We start from the raw sequence: 25,110 nt of genomic DNA, 5'->3' as shown, positions 1-25,110 counted from the left end.
AGTGTACTATTGATATTAGTCATTGGCAAGTTCTAGAACTATAGCACTTGCACCGCCGCCTCCATTGCAGATACTTGCTATACCATATTTACCATTGTTCTGTTTAAGTACATTTATGAGTTAACTACTATACGTGCACCTGAACAGCCTAATGGATGCCCTAAAGAAACAGCACCTCCATTTGCATTTACTTTTTTAGGATCCAATTTTAGTTTTTGAGTGTTCACTAATCGAACTGTGGAAAAAGTTTCGTTTAATTCAAAATAATCAATATCCTCTATTTTGAGTCCTGCTTTATGCAGGGCCTTAGTTATGGACAAGGCGGGGGAGGTAGTGAACCATTCCGGTGCCTGTTCGGCGTCGGCATAGGAGCGGATAATTGCAATTGGTTTAATATTCAATTGTACAGCTTTTTCTTTACTGATCAATAAAAGCGCCGCAACGCCATTGTTCATTGTAGAGGAATTAGCTGCGGTGGCGGTTCCTGTTTGTGAAAACGCAGGTTTTAGACCTGCTATTTTATCAAATTTAACATTTTTATATTCTTGGTCTTCCTTAAAAATAATTGAGCCACCTTTGTGCTGTGGTATTTCTACTGGTACGATCTCATCGTCGAATTTTCTATTTTCCCATGCTATTTGAGATCGTTTGTAAGATTCAATGGCAAAGGCATCCTGTTCTTCTCTTGAAATATTGTATTCTTTGGCGCATAAATCGGAAGCATTACCCATAAGGTAATTGTGATAAACATCGGTTAAGCCATCTTTGGCAATACCATTGGTCATAACCGCGTTTCCATATTTATTTCCCCAGCGGGTATCTGTGGAATAAAAAGGGACCTGGCTCATGTTCTCCATACCGCCGGCAACGACCACATCAGCATCACCACAAAGAATACTTTGTGTGGCTATTGATATTGCTTTCATTCCAGAGGCACATACTTTGTTGATAGTTGTACATCGTACCGTATTGGACAAGCCTGCAAAAATTGCTGCCTGACGTGCCGGGGCCTGCCCTAAATTGGCTTGCAGTACAGATCCCATATACACCTCCTGTATTTCAGTCGCATCTATACCAGCCCTTGAAACAGCTCCCTTTATAGCTATTGCCCCTAATTTAGTGGAATGTACATCTTTTAATGCTCCGCCAAAACTGCCTATCGGAGTACGGGCGGAGGCAACTATATATATATCTTTCATTTTTTATCTCTATTTTTTAATTTGAAACTTTATAAAGGGCGAATATGTTTTTTTCCTAAGTGCAATATATTGATAATGTGATAATTCTGGTCAGTAAATAATTAAACTGGCTAAAATAGGTTTAAGCATACAAATCATAAGTAATTAAAATATTTACAATACTGATTAATAACAGGCATTCAACTCTTTTCTATTTGAATAAGTTATATTTTGAGTACTGCTAAAATGACAGGTTATAAAATAATCCAGTTAATTTTCCACTGCCATCCACTCCTCTGTAGGAATACAGGAACAAATCAAATTCCTGTCCCCATAAGCATTATCTATTTTGCTTACAGATGGCCAGAATTTATTATCCTCAACCCATTTTAAAGGGAACGCCGCTTTCTGCCTGCCGTATGCCCTGTTCCACTGATCACTTAAAAGTGTCTTTGAAGTGTGTGGGGCATTTTTAATTACATTGTCAGCTTTATCATATTTCCCTGCAGCAATCTCACTTATTTCTTCTCTGATGGCAATCATGGCCTGACAGAAACGATCCATCTCTGCTTTACTTTCGCTTTCGGTTGGTTCCACCATTAGCGTATCGTGTACAGGGAATGCAATGGTTGGGGCATGAAATCCATAATCCATTAATCGTTTGCCGATATCACCTACTTCTACATTTGTTTCTTTTTTAAAGGAAGCACAGTCTAAAATCATTTCATGGGCACAGTATCCATTTTTGCCCGTGTATAAAATTGGATAGTGGCCTTCGAGTTTAGTTTTAATATAATTAGCATTTAAGATAGCAGTCTTAGTGGCTTCCGTGAGTCCTCTGGCTCCGAGCATCTTTATATAACCATAAGAGATCAGAAGAATTAGTGCGCTTCCATAAGGTGCTGCTGATACTGCTGTTATTGCTTTTTTGTCCTTGATTTTTATTTGGGAATGAGAAGGCAGGTAGGCAGCAAGGTGTTTGGCAACCCCTATTGGTCCGACTCCTGGACCTCCGCCTCCGTGTGGTATGGCAAATGTTTTATGCAGGTTTAAGTGACAGACATCAGCTCCGATTTTTCCAGGGCTGGTCAAACCTACCTGCGCATTCATGTTTGCACCATCCATATAAACCTGACCGCCATTATCATGGATAATTTTAGTAATGTTTTTTATTCCTTCTTCGTAAACACCATGAGTTGAAGGATAGGTAACCATCAGACAGGCTAAATTTTGGGTGTGTTCTTCTGCTTTTAACTGCAGGTCGGCAGCATCTATATTTCCATTTTTATCGCATTTGACAATCACAATTTTCATGCCTGCCATAGCAGCAGAAGCGGGGTTAGTCCCATGGGCAGAAGAAGGTATCAGCACTATATTTCGGTGTTTGTTTCCCATTGCAGCATGATGTGCGCGGATAACCATCAGTCCTGCATATTCTCCTGAGGCGCCTGAATTTGGCTGAAAAGAAATAGCAGAAAATCCTGTTATTTCGCAAAGGTCTTTCTCTAGCTGGTCAATTATTTCGGTGTATCCCGCCACCTGATCTAGTGGGACAAACGGATGAATAGCCGCAAACTCCGGCCAGGTAATTGGCAATAATTCTGATACTGCATTGAGTTTCATTGTGCACGAACCCAGTGAAATCATGCTGTGGGTCAGTGAAAGGTCTTTATTTTCAAGACGCTTGATGTAACGCATCATTTCAGTCTCGCTGTGATACTCATTGAAAACAGAATGGGTCAAGTATGTCGAGGTTCTATCAAAGACAGAGCTAGAAATCAATTTGGAGTCAATTCGATGTATTTTGGTTGTCTGTTTGTCAAATACGAATGTGAAAACATTCAGTATATTTGAGATATCTTTCTCGCTAGAGGTTTCATCTAATGAAATGGCAATTTGTTTATCACTTATGTATCTAAAATTCAGCTCATTTTTTTCGGCTATTTTTCGGATAAATTTTGCATCTTCAACCCCCACAACGATGGTATCAAAAAACACAGTTGTTTTAATTTTAAAACCTACCTTTTTTAATTCCTGTGCAAGTGAATAGGTAAGATCGTGTATTTGCTGGGCAATTGCCTTTAATCTTTCCGGCCCGTGATAAACGGCATACATACTGGCCATAATTGCAAGTAGAGCCTGTGCGGTGCAAATATTTGAGGTTGCTTTTTCTCTCTTGATATGTTGCTCACGGGTCTGCAGTGCCATTCGCAGTGCTTTGTTTCCTGCCGCATCAAGAGAAACGCCAATAATACGCCCAGGAAGTACTCTTTTATATTCTTCTCTGCAGGCGAAGAATGCGGCATGGGGGCCTCCGTAACCCACCGGGACCCCAAAGCGCTGAGAATTCCCAACAACGCAATCCGCACCCCATTCCCCGGGAGGAATTAAAAGGGTCAGTGCCATAAGATCACTGGCCACACAGACCTGTACTTCATAAGATTTGGCCACATCCATGAAAGAGGAATAATCATTTATTTCTCCATTAGCATCAGGGTATTGAATAAGGGCACCAAAATAACTCTCGTCAAAATTTACTTTGGTATGGCTGCCAATGATCAGTTCAATATTAAATGGCTCGGCACGTGTTTTCAAAACATCAATAGTTTGGGCAAAGCAGTGCTCTGAAACAAAAAATTTCTTTGCCCCGCTGGTCTGTTTCTCTTTGCTTCTGCTGCCAAAGAACATTAACATCGCTTCAGCCGCCGCTGTTGCTTCATCCAAAAGAGAAGCATTGGCCAAGGGCATTGCAGTTAAGTCTACGACCATGGTCTGAAAATTAAGCAGGGCTTCCAGACGCCCTTGTGAAATTTCAGCCTGGTAGGGCGTATAGGCCGTATACCACCCTGGATTCTCTAAAATATTTCTTTGGATTACAGGGGGCAGAATTGTATTGTAATAGCCTAATCCAATATAGGATTGAAATAATTTATTTTTGCCTGCGATGCTTCTTAAATGCTTTTGGTACTCGTATTCTGATAGTTCCTCTGCAATGTTCAATGGTCTTGCTAAACGAATGTCAGCTGGAACTATCTTGTCAATTAATACTTCGAGTGAAGAAACACCTATAATATCCAGCATTTCTTTTAAGTCTTTTTGGTTTACACCGCTGTGGCGCGTTATAAATTGATCTGTTTTCATATTTTATGATTTAAACTGTCGCCTCTTCTTGTTCCTGTTCTTTTTTGTACTGTCCCGAATTCAGATTAGTCCTGATTTCTTTAAATACAGTTATGGTCCGTTGAACATCCTCTAAGGTGTGCACTGCAGTGGGGATCAATCGCAGAATAATCATCCCTTTTGGCACAACAGGATATACTACTACTGAACAGAAAATCTGGTGGTTTTCACGCAGATCACTGACCAAAGCGGTTGCTTCGCCCAGGGTACCATTGAGGTAAACAGGAGTAACCGGAGAGTCGGTATTGCCGATATCAAAACCTGCCTCGGTAAGGCCATTTTGCAGGCTATGGGTAATTTCCCAAAGCCTCTCCCTAAGTTCAGGCCTGGTACGCATTAATTCCAATCGTTTTAAAGCCCCAAAAACCATTGGCATTGGTAATGCTTTAGCAAATATTTGGGAGCGCATATTATATTTTAGAAATAATATTGCCTTTTTAGAACTGGCAACAAAAGCGCCAATTCCTGCAAAAGATTTTGCGAATGTTCCAAAATAAAAATCAATACCATCCTGAACACCCTGTTCTTCGCCAGTTCCCGCACCGGTTTTGCCCATACAGCCAATCCCGTGTGCGTCATCAACCAGGAGTGAAAAATTATATTTCTCTTTAAGGGCTACAATTTCTTTTAATTTTCCCTGATCACCACGCATACCAAAAACACCTTCTGTTATGACTAAGATTGCGCCATTTGTCTCATTAATAATTTTTTTAGCGCGCTTTAGCTGTTTTTCACAGTCTTCAATATCATTGTGCTTGAAAACAAAGCGTTTGCCTAAATGCAATCGCATTCCATCCAGGATGCAGGCATGCGATTCTGCATCATAAACGATAACATCTTTTCGATCTGCCAGGCTGTCAATGATAGATACCATTCCCTGATAGCCATAGTTTAATAAAAAGGCATCTTCTTTTTGAACATAGTCTGCAATTTTCTGCTCAAACTCTTCGTGCAGTTTGGTATTTCCGCTCATCATGCGGGCTCCCATTGGATAGGCAAGGCCATATAATCTGGTGCCTTCATTATCGGCTTCCCTGACTTCAGGATGATTGGCTAATCCCAAATAGTTGTTCAGGCTCCATACCAATTTTTTCTCACCATTAAAAAGCATTGTATTGCTAATCTCACCTTCTAATCTTGGGTAAGCATAATATCCATGTGCATAATGAGCATGATCGCCTAATGGGCCAAGACGAGTGCTTATTTTATCCATTATATTCATATATTTTTTAGATTGAATTGTTGTATTTTTATTTAAAAAAAATCTTGTTATCTTGCAACTTCTTATGTTTTTTAGTAACCTAAAGGATAATAGCTTTGTTGTAGAATAAAATATTTTGTTAAAGGAATTTAGATTTTGAAAGCAACATTATTGCTTTGCTTTTTACTGTCAGCGGGTTTATTTGGTTATTGGTTAAGATATCTTCTGCCAAAAAACCAATACACCACCACAAGCCGCATATTCCAGTTTAAAACTATCAGGGATTTCTTCCCAATTGCTCCAATAGGTAACTAATCGCGTGCCGATTGGTGTTTTCTCAAGCTGTTCTTTTACATATTTGGAATAGGAATAAAATAATTCTCTCTCAGGGGCTATTGTTTTATCAATTGAACATGAAGAATCAATATTTTCATAAAAGGAATTATAAAAATAAAAGGCCTCATAGTCAGAAAAGTTAATTTTATTGATGTTGGAATGAATAAATTCCACATTAGTTATCTCGTACCTCTCAGCAATTTTTTTTGATAACTTAATAAGGGATTCCCTTTGCTCGACACCATAAAATGTGCCTTTAGTAGAGGCCGCCCCTACCAGGCAAAATTTCCCTACTCCCGAACCGATATCCAATACTTTTTTATGAGGTCTATCAACTAAATATTCAGCTGCAAATTTGGCTACTGCAACAGGAGTCCAATGGCGGGCTGCAAGTCTTTTTATTTTATTTGGATATAGCTCATTGAAGTCAGTGTCCTCAACAGCTATATTTAATTTGAGGAATTTAAATATCATTGGATGAGTGCTGTATATTCTTCATTGGTTAATAATCCATAAGTGCTGGTAACTGTTGAAACCCTTAATAACCAATGATTGTAGGGGTCTCGATTGATACTTGAAGGGTTGGTATCTAAAATGGAGTTCGTGGACATAACCTTGCAATCAATTGGGGCAAGGAGAGCAAAAGTTTGATTAAGGCCATAGATATTTCCCCATACCATTTCTTTTTTCATGTGCTGGCCGTTTAATTCCAGTTCAATTAAACTGATTTCGCCTATTTCTTTTTGGGCAAAATCAGTGATACCGACAAAATAATCGTATAATCCAATCTGTCTTAACCACAAGTGATTTTTAGTATAATATAGTGCTCTGGGAATAAACATATTGCAAAGATTTAGATAAAAGGAGTCTGAACAACAACTGCCCTAATTGGTTTGTTTCTGATATTGATAAAAATTTCACTGCCAATATTTGATTTTTCAAGAGGAACGTATCCCATTCCTATGGCTTTTTTTAAAGTAGGTGACATGGTACCCGATGTAACAATACCTATAATTTGTTGGTTTTGATCACAAATTTCGTAATCATGACGGGGAATACCTTTATCAATCATTTCAAATCCAACTAATTTCCTTGTTACCCCATTCTCTTTTTGAATTTTGAGAAGATCACTCTGAACAAATTTTTTAGTAAATTTTGTAATCCAGCCCAAACCGGCTTCTAATGATGAAGTCGTGTCATTGATATCGCTGCCATACAAGCAGTAACCCATTTCCAATCGAAGTGTGTCTCTGGCCGCTAGACCAATAGGCTCAATGTTAAATTCTTTTCCTGCTTCGAAAATAGCATCCCATAATAGCTTTGCATACTTGTTCTGTACATATATTTCAAATCCGCCAGCCCCGGTATATCCCGTTGCAGATATGATGGTATTTGGAATACCTGCAAATTCCCCTATTTCAAAAGTGTAATATTTCATATCGGTCAAATTGATGCTTGTCAATTTCTGCAGGGATTTTGCAGCCATTGGCCCCTGAACAGCCAATAATGAAATTGTGTCGGAAATATTGGTTAAGGTAACATTTAAATAATCCAGAGCTATAGCACTTATCCAATCCCAGTCTTTTTGGATATTAGAAGCATTTACCACCAGTAAATAATCATCTTTACTGATCATATAAATCAGTAAATCATCAACAATCCCCCCTGTATGGTTTGGCATACAGCTGTATTGTACCTTTCCTGGGAAAAGCGTTGAGGCATCGTTTGAGCTTATTTTCTGAATGAGTGCCAAGGCATCTTTTCCCTGTACCAGAATCTCTCCCATATGGGAAACATCAAAAATACCTACAGCATTTCTAACAGTTTCATGTTCATGGTTTACACCTGCGTATTGGACTGGCATTTCATAACCGGCAAATGGGGTCATTTTCCCGCCAAGGTCATGATGAACTGCATTTAGTGCTGTTTTTTTGATATTTGCGTCTTGAGTTTCCATATCATAAACCTATTAATGATGCATATGCATCAGATTTCAAAAGTGCTTCAATCTCTGTATTGTTTTCAATTTTTATTTTAATCATCCAGCCCTCACCATAAGGGTCGGAATTGACCAATTCAGGATTTGTTTCTAATTTAGGATTCAATTCCAGAATTTCCCCTGTAAGCGGAAGGAAAAGGTCAGAGACTGTTTTTACGGCTTCTACTGTACCAAATACCTCATGCTGGCTTAATTTTTCTCCAAGGGTTTCGATTTCAACATATACAATATCCCCTAATTCATGCTGTGCAAAATCAGTAATTCCAATATAGGCTGTATCATTTTCGATTTTTACCCATTCGTGGTCTTGTGTGTATAAAAGGTTTTTAGGTATTTCCATTTTTTACTGTTTTTTAATTTCGTTTTGTTTTTCCGGACACGGCACATTGCCATACGCGCAATAGATGCAGCACTGCTCTGGCTGAGTTATTTCAAAAACTGCACTGCAGAACACACATCTGCTGCTTAATATTTTACCTTTGAGCGGTATCCTCTCTGTATATTTAGAGTCACATTCTGGACACTGCAGTATGGCTTTAGTGACGATGATACTATTCAATTTCAGCTTGTTTATAAATTATATTGAAGGATAATAGGTGCTCCGCTGCGAATTTCTTCATTGGCAAAATCTTCAAAAGTTTTAAAATTCGCTACAAACTGATCTGCAAGATGCTGTGCCATTGTATCATATGCTGTTTTATCATTCCAGGTATTTTTCGGATTTAAAATCTCAGGAGGAACACCGGGGCAGGAAACAGGCATTTGCAATCCAAATACAGCATGCTCTGCAAAATCTGTTTTCTCGAGTTTTTTTTCCAATACTGCGGTAATCATTGCCCTGGTGTAAGAAAGTTTTATACGCTCTCCAGTCCCATACGCTCCGCCAGACCAGCCAGTATTGATCAGCCAGACATTAACATTGTTTTCTTTTAATTTGCTTCCTAGTAATTCTGCATATTTTGCCGGATGAAGCGGTAAAAAGGGTTTGCCAAAGCATGCCGAAAAAGTGGTTTGGGGTTCGGTTATCCCAGCTTCAGTGCCAGCCACTTTTGCTGTATATCCTGAGATAAAATGATACATGGCCTGGCCAACGGTAAGCTTGGAAATAGGAGGTAAAACCCCAAAGGCATCACAGGTCAGGAAAAAAATATTTTTTGGGATACCACCAATGGAAGGATTTACGGCGTTATCAATAAAATCAATTGGATAAGCGGCTCTGGTATTTTCAGTTACTGATACATTATCATAGTCAACAATATCGGTTGCTTCTAAGAATCTTACGTTTTCAAGAAGTGTTCCAAATCGTACTGCAGAAAAGATTTGAGGTTCTTTTTCCTGACTAAGGTTCACGCATTTAGCATAACACCCACCTTCAAAATTAAATACATTTTCATGATCCCAGCCATGCTCATCATCACCAATTAAGCCACGGGACGGATCAGCTGAGAGTGTAGTTTTTCCCGTTCCTGACAAACCAAAAAATACGGCGGTATCTCCTTGCTTGCCAATATTGGCAGAACAGTGCATGGAAAGCACCTTTTTTTGGTGAGGAAGTATATAATTTAGGACTGTAAAAATTCCCTTTTTTATTTCTCCTGTATAAGCACTGCCCCCGATAAGGATTATTTTTTTAGTAAAGTTAATTATTGTAAAATTATGCTGACGTGTTTTATCGATTATAGGATCAGCTTTAAATTCAGGTGCCGCAAGTATTAACCATTCATGCTCAAAACTTTCCAGTTCTTTTTCGGATGGTCTTAAAAAAAGATTATGGGCAAATAAGCTCTGCCATGGGGTTTGAGTAATTACTCTGGCTTTTAATTGATATTCTTTCTTTGCACAGGCATATACATCCTTTACATATAGCTCTTCACTGGAAAGAAAATCTGTGACACGATTGTAGAGATTATCAAAATCCTCGGGAGCGAAAGGATGGTTTATATCTCCCCACCAAACAGAATCTGCTGTTTTTTCATCTTTTACAATATATTTATCTTTAGGGGAACGCCCTGTAAATTCACCTGTGTCGCAGGCTAATGCACCTGAACTGGTTAAAACTCCCTGCTGTCTGTTTACCGTTTGCGTGACTAATATAAGTTCAGATAAATTCCAATGGATTTTTTTAGAGGCATTAATACCAATACTCTTGAGTTGTTCTATATGTTTCATAATTCTCATTGATATAAAATTTTATTTTAAATTGTACAAAAGTAGAGAGATTTGAAATCGATTTAGTTGATTAAAATGGTACATAAACTTGATTTAAATCAAGTTTTAAAAAGGCATGAGAAAAATATCGTAACTTTGGAATTAGCTATGATTTCAAAATTTATCTTCAATAATCAGTATATTTTAAACGAGTTACCTCAGTGTGATAAGGATCTGCTTGAAAGGGTAATGCAAAGTAAAAAATATGTTAAAAACCAGACCGTATTTACCGAAGGGACATTGCCTACAGGTATTTTTTATATTCAAACCGGTAAAGTCAAAAAATATAAGGTTGATAATGATGGAAGGGAACAAATCATTTATATCTACAATTCAGGAGAGTTTTTTGGTTATACAGCCATACTAAGTGAGCAGGCATATGGAGATACCGCCGTGGTTATTGAAAATTCAGTTATTTCATTTATACCAAAAGACGATTTTTTTAATGTCCTTAATAATTCTGTAGTATTTTCACGATTGCTTTTAAAATGCCTCAGTTATGAGTTTAGTGTGATGGCAAATTTGATGGCCGTTTTATCGCAGCGAACCGTAAGAGAGCGAGTAGCCCTTAGTTTATTGATTCTGCATGATAAATATAAAATAAATGATGACCCAAAAGATGTTTTTATCACACTTTCAAGGGGAGATTTAGCCAATATGGTAGGCACTGTAAATGAAACCCTGGCAAGGGTACTACATGATTTTAAAAGTGAAAATCTTATTTGGATGGAGGGACGTAAAATTCAATTAATGAATTTTCAACAACTAACCCATATAGCCAATTTTTATTGATGATAATGCTATAAAAATTAAGCAAAATCTGGCTTGCGAAAAATAAAATTTTATTTGAATTTCGATAGTTATTTGTTTGCAAGAATAATTAACACCTAAAAAAGAGTACATAATTCATAGAAGAAACGTATTTGTAATATAATGCTTTGGTAGTGAAGAACTATTCAAATTTATAAAAGGATTATTAAAATGTTCAAACATCAGGGAAAAAAAAGAAACTTAAAACATAATCTAAAAATTGCTTCTCTACTTTCGTTTGTTGCAGGAATGGTTAATGTTGCAGGTTTTTTTTCAGTTCAAACCCTCACAACAAACGTCACAGGACATTTTGCGTTTTTTGTAGATGAAATTTTTAAACTTGATTTCTTCACAGCATTTATATACTTTGGTTATATTTTTTTCTTTTTTATGGGCTCTTTCACATCGAGTCTTCTTATGGAATTAGTAGTCCGCAGAAGAGAAAATATTGTTCATCTCATTCCGGCTTCCATTGAAATCGTAATTTTATTTTTTATTGCCACTTTTGGAGATAATCTAATTGGCTCTTTTCCCAATTTAATTTCTTTTACATTGCTTTATGCAATGGGAATGCAAAATTCATTTGTTACAAGGATTTCAAATTCTATTGTTCGAACCACCCATTTAACGGGCCTGTTTACCGATTTAGGTATTGAACTATCCCAGCTTTTCTTTTACAGGGAACAAAATATGAAAGCCGAACTTTTTTCTTCAATTAAGTTACGAATTACGATTATTACCTTTTTTTTTGTTGGGGGTATCATAGGAGGTGTTTTTTATTCAAGAATGGGATTACAGGTCTTATTTCTGGGAGGTTTTGTATTATTAGGGGGGCTCATTTATGATAATATAAAACTAAATTTAATCTTATTGAAACGGAAATTAAAAAATAGAAAGTAAAGATTACAACAATCAAGTCAAAGAGCAGATTATAATTCTTCCAGAAGTATTGTTGTGTGTTCTTGACCTCATTTTTGTTAGAAATTCTATAAAATGAATTATTATGGTCTTTAATTAAGTCAGCTTATTGCAAAAAAAGTTTTTTTTAAAAGCTTTCCTTGATTGGGGTAAGGGGCAAACAAAGTGACAATATTTCTAAAATTTAATATAAATTAGAAAGGACATGCACAAAATTCAATGTTGCTTAAGTTTAATTAAACGAATTCAACGTCTACTTTATACATTGTGGAATTATTTTGGCATGATTCCTTTAGAATAAAATTTATTTAGGAAAATTATTTTTTTGCTTTTCCTTTGTACTGGTAATTTATGCTATTGAATGTTAAAACCTAAAATAACATTACTTGAAACAAAATAAAATCTGGGTTACTGATCATTTTAAAAATCTTTTATTATTGCAAATACTTAATGTTAACGCTTTCAATTGTGCCATTAAATTTAAACGGAGCTTTATCATAATAAGCTTGAGATACTGGCGAGCCTAAGTCAGTTCCAATATCAAAACACTCATTGGCAGAAAAGCCTGAATTAATAATCGTTGGAACTATTCCTTTTATTTCTTCTTTGCCATTTACAAGAATACTAACTTCCGCTGCACTTAATTTAGAGCTGTCTTTATGAGAAATTCTTTTAAAAACAACTTCAATTGTCGATTTTCCTTTTTGCAGTTTCGACTTTGCTTTTAATTTAGTTCTCTGTATTTCAAACAAATTATATTCATAATTTAAAATACCATTTTCTACATATAAAGTCAAGCCTCCTGCATAACCCGCCACAGCAAATAAAACACCGTTAGCATTTTCAGAAGCGTTTAATTCAATTGTCGCTTTATTAGAATTATACCCTATTCTCGGGGACGCAAATTCTGGCAAACGGGTCATATCTCCGGAATAACTGAATTCAGTTGCCGGATTTGACTTTATGGCCTCAGGATGCAATAAAACATATAACCCGCCTCCAATGGGCATATTTTTGTTAGCTACAGATTCTTCCATAAATAAAGTCTTTAATTCTTTAAGTTTCTCAGGATTTTTCTTTGCCAAATCGTTAGCCTGACTATAGTCTTCATCGATATTATACAATTCCCAAACATCCTTCTCAGGAGTCCATTTATCAATACCGGGAGTTACTGTCATCCAAGGAACACGAGGGCCAAATGTGCTGGCGAACCAACCATCGTGGTAAATCCCACGGCTGGCCATAACATCAAAAAACTGAGTATGCTTCTGGTCTTTTGCTTTAGCATCATTAAAAGTGTAAACCATGCTAACCCCGTCGATCGGATCCTGATCATAACCGTTTACTTTTACCCACAGGCGTGTGTGTTCAAGTACAATCAAGGAGAAGCAAGTTTTGCTATTCGTACACCTCTTGAACCAATTGAAGGAAAAGAGTTAGGTATTGGTGTGGCTATTTGGTTTGCTGTTGACCAAAATGTAGACGAATTGAAAGAGCAATTCATTATGAATGGTGTAACCACGGCTGGGCCGATTATAGAAACCCCTTTTGGCAGAGCATTCCACGTGAAAGACCTTGAGGGCTATAAACTTACTTTTTTAAATGCAAAATAAAGGTGAATTACTTACTAATAACAGATTCAAACAGATGAAAAATAAAATATTAATTACAGGAGCCACCGGTGACTTAGGGAGTAAAGTTATCAACCTTTTAAAAGAGAAAACAGAAGTTGAAAATCTAGCTGTTTTGGTAAGAGATGAAAAACATGAATTGGCAAAACAATATAAGAATGATGGCATTGATATAAAAATTGGAGATTATGCTAATTTAGAAAGCTTGGAGAAAGCATTTAAAGGTATTGATATATTATACTTCGTTTCGGGAGGAGACGATAATGAGCGATCAAAGCTTCATGAAAACGTGGTTGATATGGCACAAAAAGCAGGTATTAAGCACATTTTATATACCAGTGGGGTAAGAAAAGATGAAAGTGTTTCATCCCCGTTGGCAACTCTTATGGATTCTCATATACAAACTGAAAATTTCATTAAAGCATCAGGAATTACTTATACAATATTCAGACATAATTTATATGCTGAAGTTATCGAAATGATGATTGGAGATAAGAGTCAGTTATTAAAAGTCAAAACTATTTATTTACCCACGGCAAATGGACTAACCTCTTTTGTACCTAAAAAAGATTTAGCCGAAGCAGAAGTAAATATTCTTTTGAATCCTTCAGCCTATGCGAATAAAATATTGGAGTTCAATGGAAGTGAACAAATTACCTTTTCAGAAATAGCTAAAAAAATCTCTGAGATTATGAAAGAACCTATTGAGTATATTTCCCCAGAAATAACTGAATTTGAAACTGAAATGAATAAATTTGGTTTACCTAATCATATTATCAAAATATTAAGCACATTCAGTTTAGCCATAGCCAATGGGGAATTTGACCAACAGTCGAATGATTTAGAAATACTTTTAGGAAGAAAAACAATTTCGTTGTCTGAGTATTTAAAAGCAACTTATAAATAAGCTATTAAAGATTTAGATGGTTAAATCATTATATTTTTGGAAACAAACTAACCCTGCCAATAAGGATTGATAGAGAAATAAAATATTGGGTAAGCGTAGCATCGAAAGACCACGTTAAAACAGGAATTATTGAAGGAATCGCCCAAAGCTGTCATGGCAAAGCCGATCCATTAAAAAGAATGAAAAAAGGAGACTTTGTTGTCTTTTATTCTGGAAAGCAAACTTTAGGCAAACCTGAGAAATGCCAAGAATTTACAGCATTAGGAAAGGTATTGGATGATGAAATATACCCGTTTCAAGTCTCGGAGGACTTTTGCCCCTCAAGACGGAACGTCGAATTTTCACAAAGTAAAGACACTTCTATTATTCCTTTAATTGACGATTTATATTTTATTCAAAATAAAAAAAGTTGGGGTTATCCATTTCGTTTTGGTTTCTTTGAAATTAATAAACACGACTTTGACTTAATTTCATCTCAAATGCTAAGAATATGACTAAAGAAATTGAATTCCAATTTAAAAGCCCAAATGATAGTCCTGGCTACTTACTAGGACAAGTCACAATGCTTTGGCAGCGTAAACAAAAAAGGGTTTTAGATCCACTAGATTTAACGCAGACACAATTTGTATTGTTAACAGCTTTAGGCTGGCTTTCAAAAAACAACAACTCTGTGACACAAGTTGACATTGCCAACCAAAGTAATGCCGATAGAATGATGGTATCAAAAGTATTACGAACGTTAGAAGAAAAAGGTTTCATAACGCGACAAGAACATGAAACTGATACAAGAGCAAAAGCCATTCGACTAACAAATACAGGAGAAACGGTTTTGCAAAAAGCAATCATTGAAGTGGAAAATGCTGACCTTGATTTCTTTTCTACGTTAGATGAAAAACTTTCTTTGTTCAATATTAATATGGTAAAACTTATTGACAGAAATAAGACCGAGTAAAAAGACTACCACAAACAAGGAGTTTGTTTTCAGGGGTGTAAATTTGTAATGCACTAGCATAATCCTCATCACCAAATAGCTTAATCTGAGTGGTATGCTTATCCAATCAGATGATTAGATCAGGGATTTCTATGTTTAAATCATTCTGTAAATTGGCAAGGTAATCTTTAAATTACTTAAACTCTTATATTTGATTCTGACAGATGCGACAGAACCCAAAAACATAAAATAAATTTAAAATTTTCGGATATGGAAAATAAATTTTTAATTCAGAAAGCAGCTTTTTCAGATGCAAATAAAGTGGCTGGTTTGATAATTTCATTGCTTAAGGAATTGAATCTGACTCTAGAGCAGAAGTTTGAATTTGATAATGAGCAGTATAGGGAAATGGCTGAAAAATCATTAGAGAACGAAAATGTTTTTAATGCATTTTTAGCCTATGATAAAGGAGATTTATCAACTCCGATAGGTGTGATTACTGTGGTATCATCATATGCTATTTATAATTTAGGTGAATTTGGGACAATTACAGAATTTTATGTTGTTCCAGAATATCGATCTAAAGGTTTAGGAAATGTTCTAATAGAACAAGTTAAGCAATTTTGTACAGAAAAGAAATGGAAGAAACTAGAAGTTGGAGCTCCAACAGAAAAAAATTGGCCTAGAACTATTTTATTTTATGAAAGTAATGGATTTAATAAAAAAGGACCTAAATTAAGGCTCGATATATGAGTTTTGAAGTATTATAAAATTCTTTTGGTCAAAATTAGCTTTTTTGCTGTTGTGCGCCCGGTTTTTGATGTTGTCAATGGTAACATCGACAATTACCGACTGCAGGTTCTGAAAACTTGTCGGTTTTGTTATGTAGCCATTAGCGCCCAGCTTTATGCTTTTATTTATGTCTTCATTGTCAGAAGACGTAGAATAGATCGCTATCACCGGAACGGACCTGAACTGTTCCATATTTCTGATCATTTCAAGAAGCTCGAAGCCAGACATTCCGGGCATGTTGATATCAAGAAACATTATGTAGGGAACATTGAAGCTTCCTGATTGTATTTCAGAAACCACTTCCAGCGCATTTTTGTAAGAATGAAGCGTAAAGGGAATATCGAGGCTCGCTATCGCATCCGCGAAGAATTCCCTGTCATCTTGGTCGTCATCTACCAAAACAACATTTTTTAAGTTTGTGTCCATTGGGGGCGGTGTTTTGGCAAATGTAGTTAAGATTGTCCTAATATGTGCTTTTGATAACAATTTTGTTGATTCTTATAATTAATTTTCTGTCAGACAAACCAACTGACAATTTGAAATCATGACATATGGCGATGAATATATACGGACAAATTCAAAAATTAAGGGAATTGAAAAATTATACGCCTGTTGGGAATTCAGGTATTCTGAACTTGACCTTCTCGATGGCAGCAATCTTATTTGCATAGCTTCATACCGTACCCTGCCAAAAAACGACCATTTTATTTCAGCTGGCTTTTATGACCGTATTGAGGATTTCAAGATTGAGGCTAGAAAAATTACGCACATAATCTATTCTTTCCTTTTTATACCTTCATCACGCGAAGAATCCGGGGAAATAATTGAAGATGTAATGTCATGGAACAAAAAAGGGTTCCTAGAAAGAACCCGATAAATTGAATATAGCAGGCTGTATGGCAACATTTGTGAAGGACGATCAAATTGGCATCCATAGCTAAGGGGTATTGGAAATATATCGCAAACAGGCGGCGAAGCCGTAATACATCAACTATTGCAGGGGATGAAAATAACGGATTGGGAAACGCGCATTTGCAGTTTTCCAAGTTGATTGGAGATCTATCGAAAAAAATGTGTAACTTCAGAACACTAAGATATAAGCAAGTATTGAATATTCTCTTTAAGCACAACTTAAACTGATAAATTCCATTAGAAATCTCAGGTTTCATGATCTCGAAAAATTATATAATCATCCGCTTTCGATATGCTAAAGGGGAGATACTAATGATTTTTGAATAATCGGCTAAAATAAGACGGGCTACTGAAGCTTAAATGTAAATGATAAGCGATATCCACTACCGGAAGATAAAGCAAGAGTATCCTGAAAAGTACGAAAAGTTGGCAAGCCTGCTATTTGTTACTTATAAATATGGCGAACTGCTCAAACAGTCCTAGCAAAATCGGACGATATGCCAAGTTATAGTTTAGCTGAAGCATTATAAAACAGGGGTGTATCTCAATCCATCATTGGTACAAATGGGTGGTAGTTTGTTATGGAGCTTGTTTTGTAACGGCATGATACAGTATAGTCATTTTTTTAGAATCTGAAAGACTTTGCTCCCCATCTCCAAAAAGTCGCCCGATAACCAAAATCGGGTGGAAAAAATGCAATTCCTTCCTGAGGCCGGAAACGCATTTTTGCTTTCAATTATGTACAATCACTTTGCCAAGATGTACCGTTTCACAAATTCCACTCTTTACATTTTGCCAAACAGATTGCGACATTTTTTCGTGGGATGTTCGATATCCCTTTTGTTGTTCCAGCAAACTTCCTTTCTTTTCATATGGCGACCGAAAGAAAAGAACATAGCTTAATTAGAACAGCTATTTTAGGCTATTTCGATAACTTCCATGGTCCGGTCGGACTTATGAAGGCTTATTGCAGGGTAGGGATGTTGTTGCTATTGGCTAAAGCAGGTGGGAAATTATACAATAGGTGGGCATTTGTCAAAAAAAACTTAATCATTTATCTTTAAAGGTGCATAGGATGATGGGCTTACGCCCACATTATTCTTATAGAAATGTGAAAAATGGCTTTCATCATTGAATCCAAATTCACTGGCAATCTGCTTTAATGTAAATTGCCCCGATGCTAATCTTTTATCGATGAGCGATATTCTGTACCGGTTTACATATTCCCTATACCCCATTTCAAAATTTCGTTTGAAATAAGCACTAAAATAAGTAGCAGCAATATTAAAATGAAGGGAGATACATTTTATTTTGATCTTATCCGGATTATAGATATGCTGATGGATGTAAGATATCAGCTGTTCCTTTTCGGGTAAATGATCTTTGCCGTTGAGAGACATATTGATCATTGTTTCCTTTATGATGCCAAAAATGGATAGTATCTGATAAAAAACTATCGGAGAAGTAGAAACGGGTTGTATGCAATTATAAAGCGATATGTTGCCTATCGTTTGCCGTAATATCGTTCTAATCTCTGGAACAAAATCCAGTTTTATTTCCTTTAGGATTTTATTGTTCATGATGCTTTCAGGGTTGCTGGTCATATAGTCCTGCAGCTTCCAATGGTCTTTACTGCTAAAATAATCATCTGTAAACTTGATGCATATTATCCGGGTTCTTTCCTCCATTATAAAATTATGCTCGTCTTCTGGTGAAATAACGAATAAGTCTCCAGTTGTATAGGGGAGCGGATTGCGGTTTATCTCGTGCAGCCCCTTGCCGGAATAGATATATACAAGTTCGTAGTAAGTCTGGCCGTGCGATGTCAGGTGAAAGTCAGTTTCCTCAAAGTCCAGAATTTCCAGAGCGTTAAATTGCTTCAGTCTAGTCATGTTTTTTAGAAGTGATTTTTAATTGTGCCCGGTACTTACTTTTTTATCTTTTCAATAACGATGGTGGCTACAAGGGATACGGCACCTCCGGCGATGGATTCTAAAAAACGCATCAGCCCCGATTGCCAAACTATATCAAATGTTTTGCCGTGAGTACTTAGCCCCACTATGATCACTGTTATGCAGCCGATCTTTAAGGCGCCTGTCCATTTGAAAACTGAAATAAGAATGCACGTAAAGAATACAGAGATACCGAGCGACAAAAAAAGATTATGGGTAAAATAAATGATAATGGTGGTCAACAAAGCGCCTACAAATGTACCCAATAGCCTGTCTTTCATTAGGCTTCTGGCATTTTTGGGCAGGTCATCAAATACGACAATTGCCGATACCGCACACCAGATACCGCTAAGATAGTCATCAGAAAGCTGCAGCATCCTGTTGATTCCTAGGCCCAAAAAACAGGAAATAAAAATTACGGTTGTGAGTAACGTGGCTTTAAGAACAATACCTGCATCGGGATAATCTTTAAAAATATTTGATTTCATAGCTTGATCTAAATTAATATTAAGCTACTGCAAATATACAAACCAATGTTGTCTTTATACAAGAAATGCGGGGCGTATCTATAGTAATTTTGTGCCTAACAATAACAAGTCAGCAATAATGGTCAATTTTGTAATGATAGCTTTTTGTATAACTGCGGGAATGATTTTTCGATACGCCAGGCTGATTCCTCTAGATGCACACAAAGGAATAAACACATGGATCTTATATCTTGCACTGCCCGCGGTATCTTTTAAATATATTCCCAAGATTGAATGGAGCGGCGAGATGCTGTTCCCTGCTATTTCCCCTATAATTGTTTGGGCAGGAAGCTGGTGCTTTGTTAAGCTGTACGCCCGTTATAGAAATTACGGCCAGCGTTCCCGCAGCACGCTGGAGCTGGCAAGTGCGTACAGCAATACCTCTTTTATCGGCTTTCCCCTCATTATGGCGTATTTTGGCGAGAAGGATTTAAGCATTGCAATCATTTGCGACCAGGTGATGTTCGTTCTTTTATCTACTGCCGGAATTATATGTGCCATTAAAGGAAACCGCACAGATACAGAAGGCATCAAAGCTTCGGTTTTGGTAAAAAGACTGCTTGCCTTTCCGCCATTTATAGGTTGCGTTAGCGCAATTGTGCTCTCCCGAGTAATGGATTTGGGCATAGCAGAGCCTTTCTTCGAAAAACTTGCGGCCACAGTGGGTCCGTTGGCACTGTTTTCCGTCGGCTTGCAACTTAAATTCAAGGGATGGAAACAGCAGTTTTCTCAAATTTCAATGGCAATGCTTTATAAGCTGATGATTGCTCCGGCACTGGTCTTAATTGCGGCATTAGTTATAGGTATTAAAGGTGATATGGCACGTATAAGCATATTCGAAGCTGCAATGCCTACCTTGATAACCTCTAGCATAATCGCTGAGCAGTTCAGGCTAAATTCCAGACTGATCAACCTTATTATCGGCATCAGCATTCTCGCCGGATTTATCACCACCGCATTTTGGAATATTGTTATAGAGCTATTTATCTTTTAAATTGCTTTTACATATGTGGAATTTAAATTTTTTATACATCTTTTTAGCATAATTATACAAGTTAGCTTCCAAGGATTTGACGTAATTTTACTATATAAAAAATAACTTTAATAACTTAAATAAAATGGAAAAATTTACGGATAAGACAGTGTTTATAACAGGCGCCGGCGGAGGAATAGGGAAAGCTATTGCATTGGCATTTGCAAAAAAAGGAGCAAATATTGCATTGGTAGATGTTAAAAAAGAATATGTAGATTCCTTAGCTGAAGAAATTCAATCGCTCGGCAGTAAAGCACTGGCTTTGGCTGTCGATGTAACGGATTACCAGTCTGTAAAAGATGCTGTAGGAAAAACTGTGGCTACTTTCGGAACTTTAGATATAGCCGTAAACAATGCAGGAGTAGTGGGTATTGGCAGTATAGAAGAAATAGATGGGCAGGAATGGGACAGGGTTCTTTCTGTCAATGCAAAAGGTGTATTTATTTGTACCAAGGCCGTCCTGGAAGCAATGAAGCCCCAAAAAAGCGGAGCTATAATCAATACAGCTTCCATAGCAGGCAAGATAGGAATGGCCCACCTTTCACATTATGTTGCTTCAAAATTTGCCGTAATCGGCTTTACGAACAGTATTGCCAAAGAAGTGGCAGAAACAGGCATAACCGTAAACGCAATTTGCCCGGGCATTATCGGCACAGGAATGTGGCGAGGGGAAGGAGGTATAGCAGATCGCTGGAAACAACCCGGTGAAACCGAAGCCCAATCATGGGAGCGAAATAAAAAATCATTGATACCGCAAGGTACAGATCAAAGTGCGGAAGACATAGCAGATGCTGTTTTGTTCATCGCCTCGGCTCCGCATATCACCGGGCAGGCCATTGCAGTGGATGGCGGAATGACCATGTAAAATTCGCAGAAAGAAGAATAATCAATTTAAAAATAAAAAAATGGAAACCAAAATCGGAATCAAAGATGAAAACAGATTGGCTGTGTCTGAAATTTTATCCAAACTATTGGCAGATGAATTTGTACTGTACACCAAAACAAGAAATGCCCATTGGAATGTAGAAGGCCCTGACTTTCACTCCATGCACCTTTTCTTTGAAAGCCAATACCAGCAGCTGGCAGATTTGATGGATGGCGTAGCTGAACGTATCCGCACCATAGGGCATTATGCTCCTGCAACCCTGAAAGAGTTTCTGAAGCTTACCCATCTTACTGAATACAGTGAAAGAGAAAACAGCAGTCAGGGGTTTATCAGGGATCTTTTGGCAGATCATGATAGTATTGCAGAATTTATCAGAGGCAGCATACATGCTATTGATGATAAATACAAAGATGCGGGTACCAGCGATTACGTTACGGGTTTCATTGAGACTCATGAAAAAATGGCGTGGATGCTGAGAGCTCATCTGAAATAATAAAATTCACGAATATTGTTTGGTATAAAAGCTACATGCATTTAGATCTAGAAAGATATGAGTTCGGGCAGATAACTTAATTACCGATTCATACTTTCTTTAATAGCTATTTTATCATTTTTTTTACCTAATATTATTTATTTTAGTTTTAAAAAATAAACGAATTATGGCTAATAAAATAATTTGGGTTATAGATCCAGCCCAAAGCGAAATCACATTCAAAGTAAAGCACATGATGATCAGCAATGTAAAAGGCGAGTTTCATACATTTAGCGGAAAGATGGAAGGCGAAGATTTTAAAACATCAAAAATTACTGCAAACATCGATGCCGATTCCATTTTTACCAATAACCAACAACGGGACACCCCATTTAAAAAGTGCCGATTTCTTCGATGTGGAAAACTATAAGCAACTTACCTTTGAAAGCACTTCATTTACTAGAAACCTATCTTTTGAAAGGGCAGCTTGCCATTAAGGTATCAGTAAATAAGTTAGCCTTGGTGTTGAATTTGGAGGGATTAACAGAGATGTTAGAAACAGGTGGCATAGACATTTCTTTTTAGAAAAAAACAAATTTATTAGGACAAAAGTTTGGCCGAATAATGAAATTACAACAATATGAAAGTAACAATTGCAGCAAAATTAGTAAGCATTCTTGTAGAAGCAGGTGTAAAACGTGTACATGGTGTAGTTGGCGATTCGCTGAACGGCATTGTTGACGAAATAAGGCGCAACAGTAATATAGAATGGATCCATTACCGGCATGAAGAAGCAGCGGCCTTTGCGGCAGGTGCAGAAGCCCAGTTAACAGGTAAGCTGGCTGTTTGTGCTGGTAGTTGTGGCCCGGGAAACCTGCACCTCATCAACGGGCTTTACGATTGCCATAGGAGTTCGGCACCTGTGCTGGCAATTGCGGCCCATATTCCGAGCAGTGAAATCGGTACTGGATATTTTCAAGAAACGCATCCTGAGTTGCTTTTTAGAGAGTGCAGCCATTATTGTGAAATGATTTTTTCCCTAAACCAGGTACCCAGAGTGCCACATATTGCCATGCAGCATGCTATCGGAATGAGGGGCGTAGCGGTTATTGGCCTATCGGGCGATGTTGCCATGGAGGAAATAGAAGATACTCCATTGCCATATTTTCTGGCAGATATGCCTTTGGTCAGGCCATCCGATGAAGGTTTGGATAAATTGGCAGACAGCATTTATAAAGCGGACAAAATAACATTGCTATGCGGCAGCGGATGTGCCGGAGCTCATGGCGAGCTAATCGCCCTCGCTAAAAAAATACATTCGCCAATGGTCCATGCCCTCCGTGGAAAAGAACATGTGGAATACGAAAATCCTTATGATGTAGGCATGACTGGCCTTATTGGCTTTGCATCTGGCTATCATGCCATGGAAGAAAGCGATCTGCTGATCATGCTTGGGACAGATTTTCCATACAAAGATTGGTATCCATCAAAATCAGCCATTATACAAGTAGATATTCGTCCTGAACGATTGGGACGAAGATGCCGGATAGATCTTGGCTTGGTGGGAGATGTTGCCCAAACCATTAAAGCCCTGCTGCCATTAATCGAGCAAAAACGGGACAGTTCATTTTTAGAAAGATGCATAGCGAGATACCAAAAAAGCAGGGCCATCTTAGATGCTGACGCAATGGAAAAATCGGGCGGTACTATCATTCATCCCGAGTACTTGACTAAGGTAATTAACGAAAAGGTCGCACAAAATGCCATATTTACTGTCGATGTGGGTACGCCTACCGTTTGGGCGGCCAGATATTTAAAAATGACCGAAGGTAGAAGATTGATTGGATCATTCTCCCATGGCTCTATGGCCAATGCCATGCCCCAGGCTATTGGCGCGCAATTGGAATTTCCAGAAAGGCAGGTAATTGCCCTTTGCGGCGATGGTGGTTTTGCCATGCTGATGGGGGAGATCCTCACCATACGCCAGTACAATCTACCGGTCAAAATAGTGGTATTTAATAATTCATCGCTGGGGTTTGTGGCGATGGAAATGAAAGTTGCCGGATTGCCTCCTTTTGGAACTGATTTGGACAATCCAGATTTTGCTTTGATGGCAGAAGTGATGGGAATAGTAGGCATCAGGGTAGAAACGCCCGAAGAAGTAGCACCCGCGATTGAAAAGGCCCTGGCCTATAACGGTCCAGTGGTAATCAATGCCCTAGTAAATCCAACCGAACTTTCCATGCCGCCTAAAGTAGAACTTTCCCAGGCCAGGGGTTTTGGGGTGTATATGCTAAAACAAATATTGAATGGCGAAGGCGGAGAAGTTTGGCAAACCCTCGACTCAAACTTTTTAAATAGATAAATAGTTTATTTGATTGAAACACTATGAAAAATTATGGAAACCTTATTGATGCTATTGCCGATTTAAGAAAAAGAGGCTATACTGAGGATTTTGAAATTCAATCCGGGACGTTAAATTGTGCGGCCTCAGATTTGCAGTTGCATCCAGAACATTTTAATGTAGATGAATCTTACCGCTTTGAGGGAGAAACCAATCCAGATGACAGCAGTGTAATTTATGCAATAGCTTCAAATAACGGAGAAAAAGGTATTTTAATTGATGCTTATGGCGTATATGCAGAAAACATGACACCTCAATTGGCAAAAAAGCTTACAAAGCATGGATATTAAATTTAATATCATAATAAAACATATAAATTAAAACAGATGAGAACCGAGGAAATAAAACATTTTTTTGATGAATTTGAAGCTGAGGCAACTGAAATTGAAGGTGTAGAATGTTGGAGTGCCAGACGCCTGCAAAAGTTGTTTGGCTACAATAATTGGGATAGTTTCAAAAGAGTGATTAAAAAAGCAGAAGATGCCTGTAAAAATGCCGGCGAGTCTGTTGAAAACCATTTTCCGGCATTACAGAAAAGGACCGGCAAAAAAAATACCGGAACCGAAAAACTGGTAGATGATATAGCGCTAACCCGTTACGCCTGTTACTTAATTGCGCAAAATGGCGACAGTAAAAAAGAGGAAATTGCTTTTGCGCAAAATTATTTTGCCGTCCAAACCCGCCGCGCCGAGCTTGTTGAACAAAAACTAAGAATTGATAAAATTAGAGAGGAGGAAAGGTTAGCTAAAAAAAAATAAGCCGATTTTCATCAAGATAAGAATAGAATTAATCGGAACGACCTACTGCAGAAGTTTAGTATCAAAAATTAGCCT

At 37.5% G+C, this 25,110-nt stretch carries 28 protein-coding genes and 1 pseudogene; 16 read left to right on the top strand and 13 right to left on the bottom strand.

Annotated elements, in window-relative coordinates; all coding sequences use genetic code 11:
- Positions 1-15: 15 nt before the first annotated feature.
- The 9 genes and pseudogenes from ACHRVL_RS17830 to pckA form a co-directional block, all read right to left on the bottom strand.
- Positions 16-1,199: pseudogene (locus tag ACHRVL_RS17830) on the bottom strand (acetyl-CoA C-acyltransferase).
- Between the two features lie 249 nt (positions 1,200-1,448).
- Positions 1,449-4,319: an aminomethyl-transferring glycine dehydrogenase gene (gcvP, locus tag ACHRVL_RS17825; RefSeq protein ID WP_073411033.1), complete on the bottom strand. Its 2,871-nt coding sequence runs from the start codon at positions 4,317-4,319 to the stop codon at positions 1,449-1,451.
- Between the two features lie 10 nt (positions 4,320-4,329).
- Positions 4,330-5,580 carry an aminotransferase class I/II-fold pyridoxal phosphate-dependent enzyme gene (locus tag ACHRVL_RS17820; RefSeq protein ID WP_073411034.1) on the bottom strand — a complete coding sequence of 417 codons (1,251 nt, stop codon included), beginning with the start codon at positions 5,578-5,580 and terminating at the stop codon, positions 4,330-4,332.
- Between the two features lie 192 nt (positions 5,581-5,772).
- Positions 5,773-6,369 carry a methyltransferase domain-containing protein gene (locus ACHRVL_RS17815; protein WP_073411036.1) on the bottom strand — a complete coding sequence of 199 codons (597 nt, stop codon included), beginning with the start codon at positions 6,367-6,369 and terminating at the stop codon, positions 5,773-5,775.
- Positions 6,366-6,737 carry a glycine cleavage system protein H gene (locus tag ACHRVL_RS17810; protein ID WP_073411038.1) on the bottom strand — a complete coding sequence of 124 codons (372 nt, stop codon included), beginning with the start codon at positions 6,735-6,737 and terminating at the stop codon, positions 6,366-6,368. The genes ACHRVL_RS17815 and ACHRVL_RS17810 overlap by 4 nt, the downstream gene beginning before the upstream one ends.
- A gap of 11 nt (positions 6,738-6,748) precedes the next feature.
- Entirely contained in the window at positions 6,749-7,831 is a 1,083-nt protein-coding gene (gene gcvT, locus ACHRVL_RS17805) for a glycine cleavage system aminomethyltransferase GcvT (protein ID WP_073411076.1), read from the bottom strand.
- 22 nt (positions 7,832-7,853) lie between these two features.
- Complete coding sequence (gene gcvH / locus ACHRVL_RS17800; RefSeq protein ID WP_056205518.1) at positions 7,854-8,234, bottom strand: glycine cleavage system protein GcvH; 381 nt, start codon at positions 8,232-8,234, stop codon at positions 7,854-7,856.
- Positions 8,235-8,237: 3 nt separating this feature from the next.
- Complete coding sequence (locus ACHRVL_RS17795; RefSeq protein WP_395414781.1) at positions 8,238-8,453, bottom strand: GDCCVxC domain-containing (seleno)protein; 216 nt, start codon at positions 8,451-8,453, stop codon at positions 8,238-8,240.
- 11 nt (positions 8,454-8,464) lie between these two features.
- On the bottom strand, positions 8,465-10,063 hold the full coding sequence (gene pckA, locus ACHRVL_RS17790) for a phosphoenolpyruvate carboxykinase (ATP) (RefSeq protein ID WP_056206479.1): 1,599 nt from the start codon (positions 10,061-10,063) through the stop codon (positions 8,465-8,467).
- 75 nt (positions 10,064-10,138) lie between these two features.
- Between pckA and ACHRVL_RS17785 the strand changes: the two genes are divergently transcribed.
- Positions 10,139-10,894 carry a Crp/Fnr family transcriptional regulator gene (locus tag ACHRVL_RS17785; RefSeq protein WP_254796599.1) on the top strand — a complete coding sequence of 252 codons (756 nt, stop codon included), beginning with the start codon at positions 10,139-10,141 and terminating at the stop codon, positions 10,892-10,894.
- A gap of 189 nt (positions 10,895-11,083) precedes the next feature.
- Entirely contained in the window at positions 11,084-11,812 is a 729-nt protein-coding gene (locus ACHRVL_RS17780) for a YoaK family protein (protein ID WP_073411040.1), read from the top strand.
- Between the two features lie 452 nt (positions 11,813-12,264).
- Here the strand turns inward: ACHRVL_RS17780 and ACHRVL_RS17775 are convergent, their stop codons facing one another.
- Complete coding sequence (locus ACHRVL_RS17775) at positions 12,265-13,212, bottom strand: hypothetical protein (protein WP_395414780.1); 948 nt, start codon at positions 13,210-13,212, stop codon at positions 12,265-12,267.
- Here ACHRVL_RS17775 and ACHRVL_RS17770 point away from each other — a divergent pair.
- From ACHRVL_RS17770 to ACHRVL_RS17750, 5 genes are all read left to right on the top strand, one after another.
- Entirely contained in the window at positions 13,195-13,443 is a 249-nt protein-coding gene (locus ACHRVL_RS17770) for a VOC family protein (RefSeq protein WP_254796600.1), read from the top strand. The genes ACHRVL_RS17775 and ACHRVL_RS17770 overlap by 18 nt on opposite strands.
- Positions 13,444-13,477: 34 nt before the next feature.
- Complete coding sequence (locus tag ACHRVL_RS17765; RefSeq protein ID WP_083558728.1) at positions 13,478-14,368, top strand: SDR family oxidoreductase; 891 nt, start codon at positions 13,478-13,480, stop codon at positions 14,366-14,368.
- Positions 14,369-14,400: 32 nt separating this feature from the next.
- A complete protein-coding gene (locus tag ACHRVL_RS17760; RefSeq protein WP_395414812.1) occupies positions 14,401-14,862 on the top strand; it encodes an EVE domain-containing protein in 462 nt (153 codons plus the stop codon).
- Positions 14,859-15,320: a MarR family winged helix-turn-helix transcriptional regulator gene (locus ACHRVL_RS17755; protein WP_073411048.1), complete on the top strand. Its 462-nt coding sequence runs from the start codon at positions 14,859-14,861 to the stop codon at positions 15,318-15,320. The genes ACHRVL_RS17760 and ACHRVL_RS17755 overlap by 4 nt, the downstream gene beginning before the upstream one ends.
- Before the next feature lie 249 nt (positions 15,321-15,569).
- Positions 15,570-16,052 (top strand): GNAT family N-acetyltransferase, encoded by a 483-nt coding sequence (locus ACHRVL_RS17750; RefSeq protein WP_073411049.1) that lies wholly within the window; start codon positions 15,570-15,572, stop codon positions 16,050-16,052.
- Here ACHRVL_RS17750 and ACHRVL_RS17745 read toward each other — a convergent pair.
- Positions 16,035-16,517, bottom strand: a complete 483-nt coding sequence (locus tag ACHRVL_RS17745) for a response regulator (RefSeq protein ID WP_073411051.1) — start codon at positions 16,515-16,517, stop codon at positions 16,035-16,037. The two genes, ACHRVL_RS17750 and ACHRVL_RS17745, sit on opposite strands and share 18 nt — an antisense overlap.
- Before the next feature lie 118 nt (positions 16,518-16,635).
- Here ACHRVL_RS17745 and ACHRVL_RS17740 point away from each other — a divergent pair, with 118 nt between their 5' ends.
- A complete protein-coding gene (locus tag ACHRVL_RS17740; protein ID WP_073411052.1) occupies positions 16,636-16,968 on the top strand; it encodes a hypothetical protein in 333 nt (110 codons plus the stop codon).
- Between the two features lie 1,081 nt (positions 16,969-18,049).
- On the opposite strand, the gene ACHRVL_RS17735 is transcribed toward ACHRVL_RS17740, so the two are convergent.
- Complete coding sequence (locus tag ACHRVL_RS17735) at positions 18,050-18,895, bottom strand: AraC family transcriptional regulator (protein WP_073411055.1); 846 nt, start codon at positions 18,893-18,895, stop codon at positions 18,050-18,052.
- Positions 18,896-18,930: 35 nt separating this feature from the next.
- A complete protein-coding gene (locus tag ACHRVL_RS17730; RefSeq protein WP_073411057.1) occupies positions 18,931-19,443 on the bottom strand; it encodes an FUSC family protein in 513 nt (170 codons plus the stop codon).
- A gap of 118 nt (positions 19,444-19,561) precedes the next feature.
- Here ACHRVL_RS17730 and ACHRVL_RS17725 point away from each other — a divergent pair, with 118 nt between their 5' ends.
- The 8 genes from ACHRVL_RS17725 (at position 19,562) to ACHRVL_RS17690 (ending at position 25,035) form a co-directional block, all read left to right on the top strand.
- Positions 19,562-20,476, top strand: coding sequence for an AEC family transporter (locus ACHRVL_RS17725; protein WP_073411058.1), 915 nt, complete (start codon positions 19,562-19,564; stop codon positions 20,474-20,476).
- A 124-nt stretch (positions 20,477-20,600) separates the two neighbouring features.
- On the top strand, positions 20,601-21,380 hold the full coding sequence (locus ACHRVL_RS17720; RefSeq protein ID WP_073411060.1) for an SDR family NAD(P)-dependent oxidoreductase: 780 nt from the start codon (positions 20,601-20,603) through the stop codon (positions 21,378-21,380).
- 40 nt (positions 21,381-21,420) lie between these two features.
- Positions 21,421-21,894 carry a Dps family protein gene (locus ACHRVL_RS17715; protein WP_073411062.1) on the top strand — a complete coding sequence of 158 codons (474 nt, stop codon included), beginning with the start codon at positions 21,421-21,423 and terminating at the stop codon, positions 21,892-21,894.
- Positions 21,895-22,060: 166 nt separating this feature from the next.
- Positions 22,061-22,303 carry a YceI family protein gene (locus ACHRVL_RS17710; protein ID WP_395414779.1) on the top strand — a complete coding sequence of 81 codons (243 nt, stop codon included), beginning with the start codon at positions 22,061-22,063 and terminating at the stop codon, positions 22,301-22,303.
- Positions 22,290-22,370, top strand: a complete 81-nt coding sequence (locus ACHRVL_RS17705) for a hypothetical protein (RefSeq protein WP_394363895.1) — start codon at positions 22,290-22,292, stop codon at positions 22,368-22,370. Before ACHRVL_RS17710 ends, ACHRVL_RS17705 begins: the two co-directional genes overlap by 14 nt.
- Positions 22,371-22,513: 143 nt before the next feature.
- The gene (poxB, locus tag ACHRVL_RS17700) at positions 22,514-24,238 is read left to right on the top strand and encodes a ubiquinone-dependent pyruvate dehydrogenase (protein ID WP_395414778.1); all 1,725 of its coding nucleotides are present in this window, start codon (positions 22,514-22,516) and stop codon (positions 24,236-24,238) included.
- 23 nt (positions 24,239-24,261) lie between these two features.
- Positions 24,262-24,567 carry a phosphoribosylpyrophosphate synthetase gene (locus ACHRVL_RS17695; RefSeq protein ID WP_073411065.1) on the top strand — a complete coding sequence of 102 codons (306 nt, stop codon included), beginning with the start codon at positions 24,262-24,264 and terminating at the stop codon, positions 24,565-24,567.
- A 36-nt stretch (positions 24,568-24,603) separates the two neighbouring features.
- The gene (locus tag ACHRVL_RS17690; protein ID WP_073411066.1) at positions 24,604-25,035 is read left to right on the top strand and encodes a BRO family protein; all 432 of its coding nucleotides are present in this window, start codon (positions 24,604-24,606) and stop codon (positions 25,033-25,035) included.
- The last annotated feature ends 75 nt before the right edge of the window (positions 25,036-25,110 follow it).

Source organism: Flavobacterium sp. FlaQc-28, assembly GCF_044007415.1.
Taxonomy (GTDB): Bacteria; Bacteroidota; Bacteroidia; order Flavobacteriales; family Flavobacteriaceae; genus Flavobacterium.
Note: the sequence above shows the minus strand (reverse complement) of the source record. Positions and strands in the feature narration are given on the sequence as shown.

What these genes read in the sequence shown, in the direction of transcription:
- gcvP (WP_073411033.1), bottom strand. Translation starts at nt 4,319, where the DNA reads ATGAAAACAGATCAATTTATAACGCGCCACAGCGGTGTAAACCAAAAA.
- ACHRVL_RS17820 (WP_073411034.1), bottom strand. Translation starts at nt 5,580, where the DNA reads ATGAATATAATGGATAAAATAAGCACTCGTCTTGGCCCATTAGGCGAT.
- ACHRVL_RS17815 (WP_073411036.1), bottom strand. Translation starts at nt 6,369, where the DNA reads ATGATATTTAAATTCCTCAAATTAAATATAGCTGTTGAGGACACTGAC.
- ACHRVL_RS17810 (WP_073411038.1), bottom strand. Translation starts at nt 6,737, where the DNA reads ATGTTTATTCCCAGAGCACTATATTATACTAAAAATCACTTGTGGTTA.
- gcvH (WP_056205518.1), bottom strand. Translation starts at nt 8,234, where the DNA reads ATGGAAATACCTAAAAACCTTTTATACACACAAGACCACGAATGGGTA.
- pckA (WP_056206479.1), bottom strand. Translation starts at nt 10,063, where the DNA reads ATGAAACATATAGAACAACTCAAGAGTATTGGTATTAATGCCTCTAAA.
- ACHRVL_RS17785 (WP_254796599.1), top strand. Translation starts at nt 10,139, where the DNA reads ATGGTACATAAACTTGATTTAAATCAAGTTTTAAAAAGGCATGAGAAA.
- ACHRVL_RS17780 (WP_073411040.1), top strand. Translation starts at nt 11,084, where the DNA reads ATGTTCAAACATCAGGGAAAAAAAAGAAACTTAAAACATAATCTAAAA.
- ACHRVL_RS17765 (WP_083558728.1), top strand. Translation starts at nt 13,478, where the DNA reads ATGAAAAATAAAATATTAATTACAGGAGCCACCGGTGACTTAGGGAGT.
- ACHRVL_RS17755 (WP_073411048.1), top strand. Translation starts at nt 14,859, where the DNA reads ATGACTAAAGAAATTGAATTCCAATTTAAAAGCCCAAATGATAGTCCT.
- ACHRVL_RS17750 (WP_073411049.1), top strand. Translation starts at nt 15,570, where the DNA reads ATGGAAAATAAATTTTTAATTCAGAAAGCAGCTTTTTCAGATGCAAAT.
- ACHRVL_RS17745 (WP_073411051.1), bottom strand. Translation starts at nt 16,517, where the DNA reads ATGGACACAAACTTAAAAAATGTTGTTTTGGTAGATGACGACCAAGAT.
- ACHRVL_RS17740 (WP_073411052.1), top strand. Translation starts at nt 16,636, where the DNA reads ATGACATATGGCGATGAATATATACGGACAAATTCAAAAATTAAGGGA.
- ACHRVL_RS17735 (WP_073411055.1), bottom strand. Translation starts at nt 18,895, where the DNA reads ATGACTAGACTGAAGCAATTTAACGCTCTGGAAATTCTGGACTTTGAG.
- ACHRVL_RS17730 (WP_073411057.1), bottom strand. Translation starts at nt 19,443, where the DNA reads ATGAAATCAAATATTTTTAAAGATTATCCCGATGCAGGTATTGTTCTT.
- ACHRVL_RS17725 (WP_073411058.1), top strand. Translation starts at nt 19,562, where the DNA reads ATGGTCAATTTTGTAATGATAGCTTTTTGTATAACTGCGGGAATGATT.
- ACHRVL_RS17720 (WP_073411060.1), top strand. Translation starts at nt 20,601, where the DNA reads ATGGAAAAATTTACGGATAAGACAGTGTTTATAACAGGCGCCGGCGGA.
- ACHRVL_RS17715 (WP_073411062.1), top strand. Translation starts at nt 21,421, where the DNA reads ATGGAAACCAAAATCGGAATCAAAGATGAAAACAGATTGGCTGTGTCT.
- ACHRVL_RS17710 (WP_395414779.1), top strand. Translation starts at nt 22,061, where the DNA reads ATGGCTAATAAAATAATTTGGGTTATAGATCCAGCCCAAAGCGAAATC.
- poxB (WP_395414778.1), top strand. Translation starts at nt 22,514, where the DNA reads ATGAAAGTAACAATTGCAGCAAAATTAGTAAGCATTCTTGTAGAAGCA.
- ACHRVL_RS17695 (WP_073411065.1), top strand. Translation starts at nt 24,262, where the DNA reads ATGAAAAATTATGGAAACCTTATTGATGCTATTGCCGATTTAAGAAAA.
- ACHRVL_RS17690 (WP_073411066.1), top strand. Translation starts at nt 24,604, where the DNA reads ATGAGAACCGAGGAAATAAAACATTTTTTTGATGAATTTGAAGCTGAG.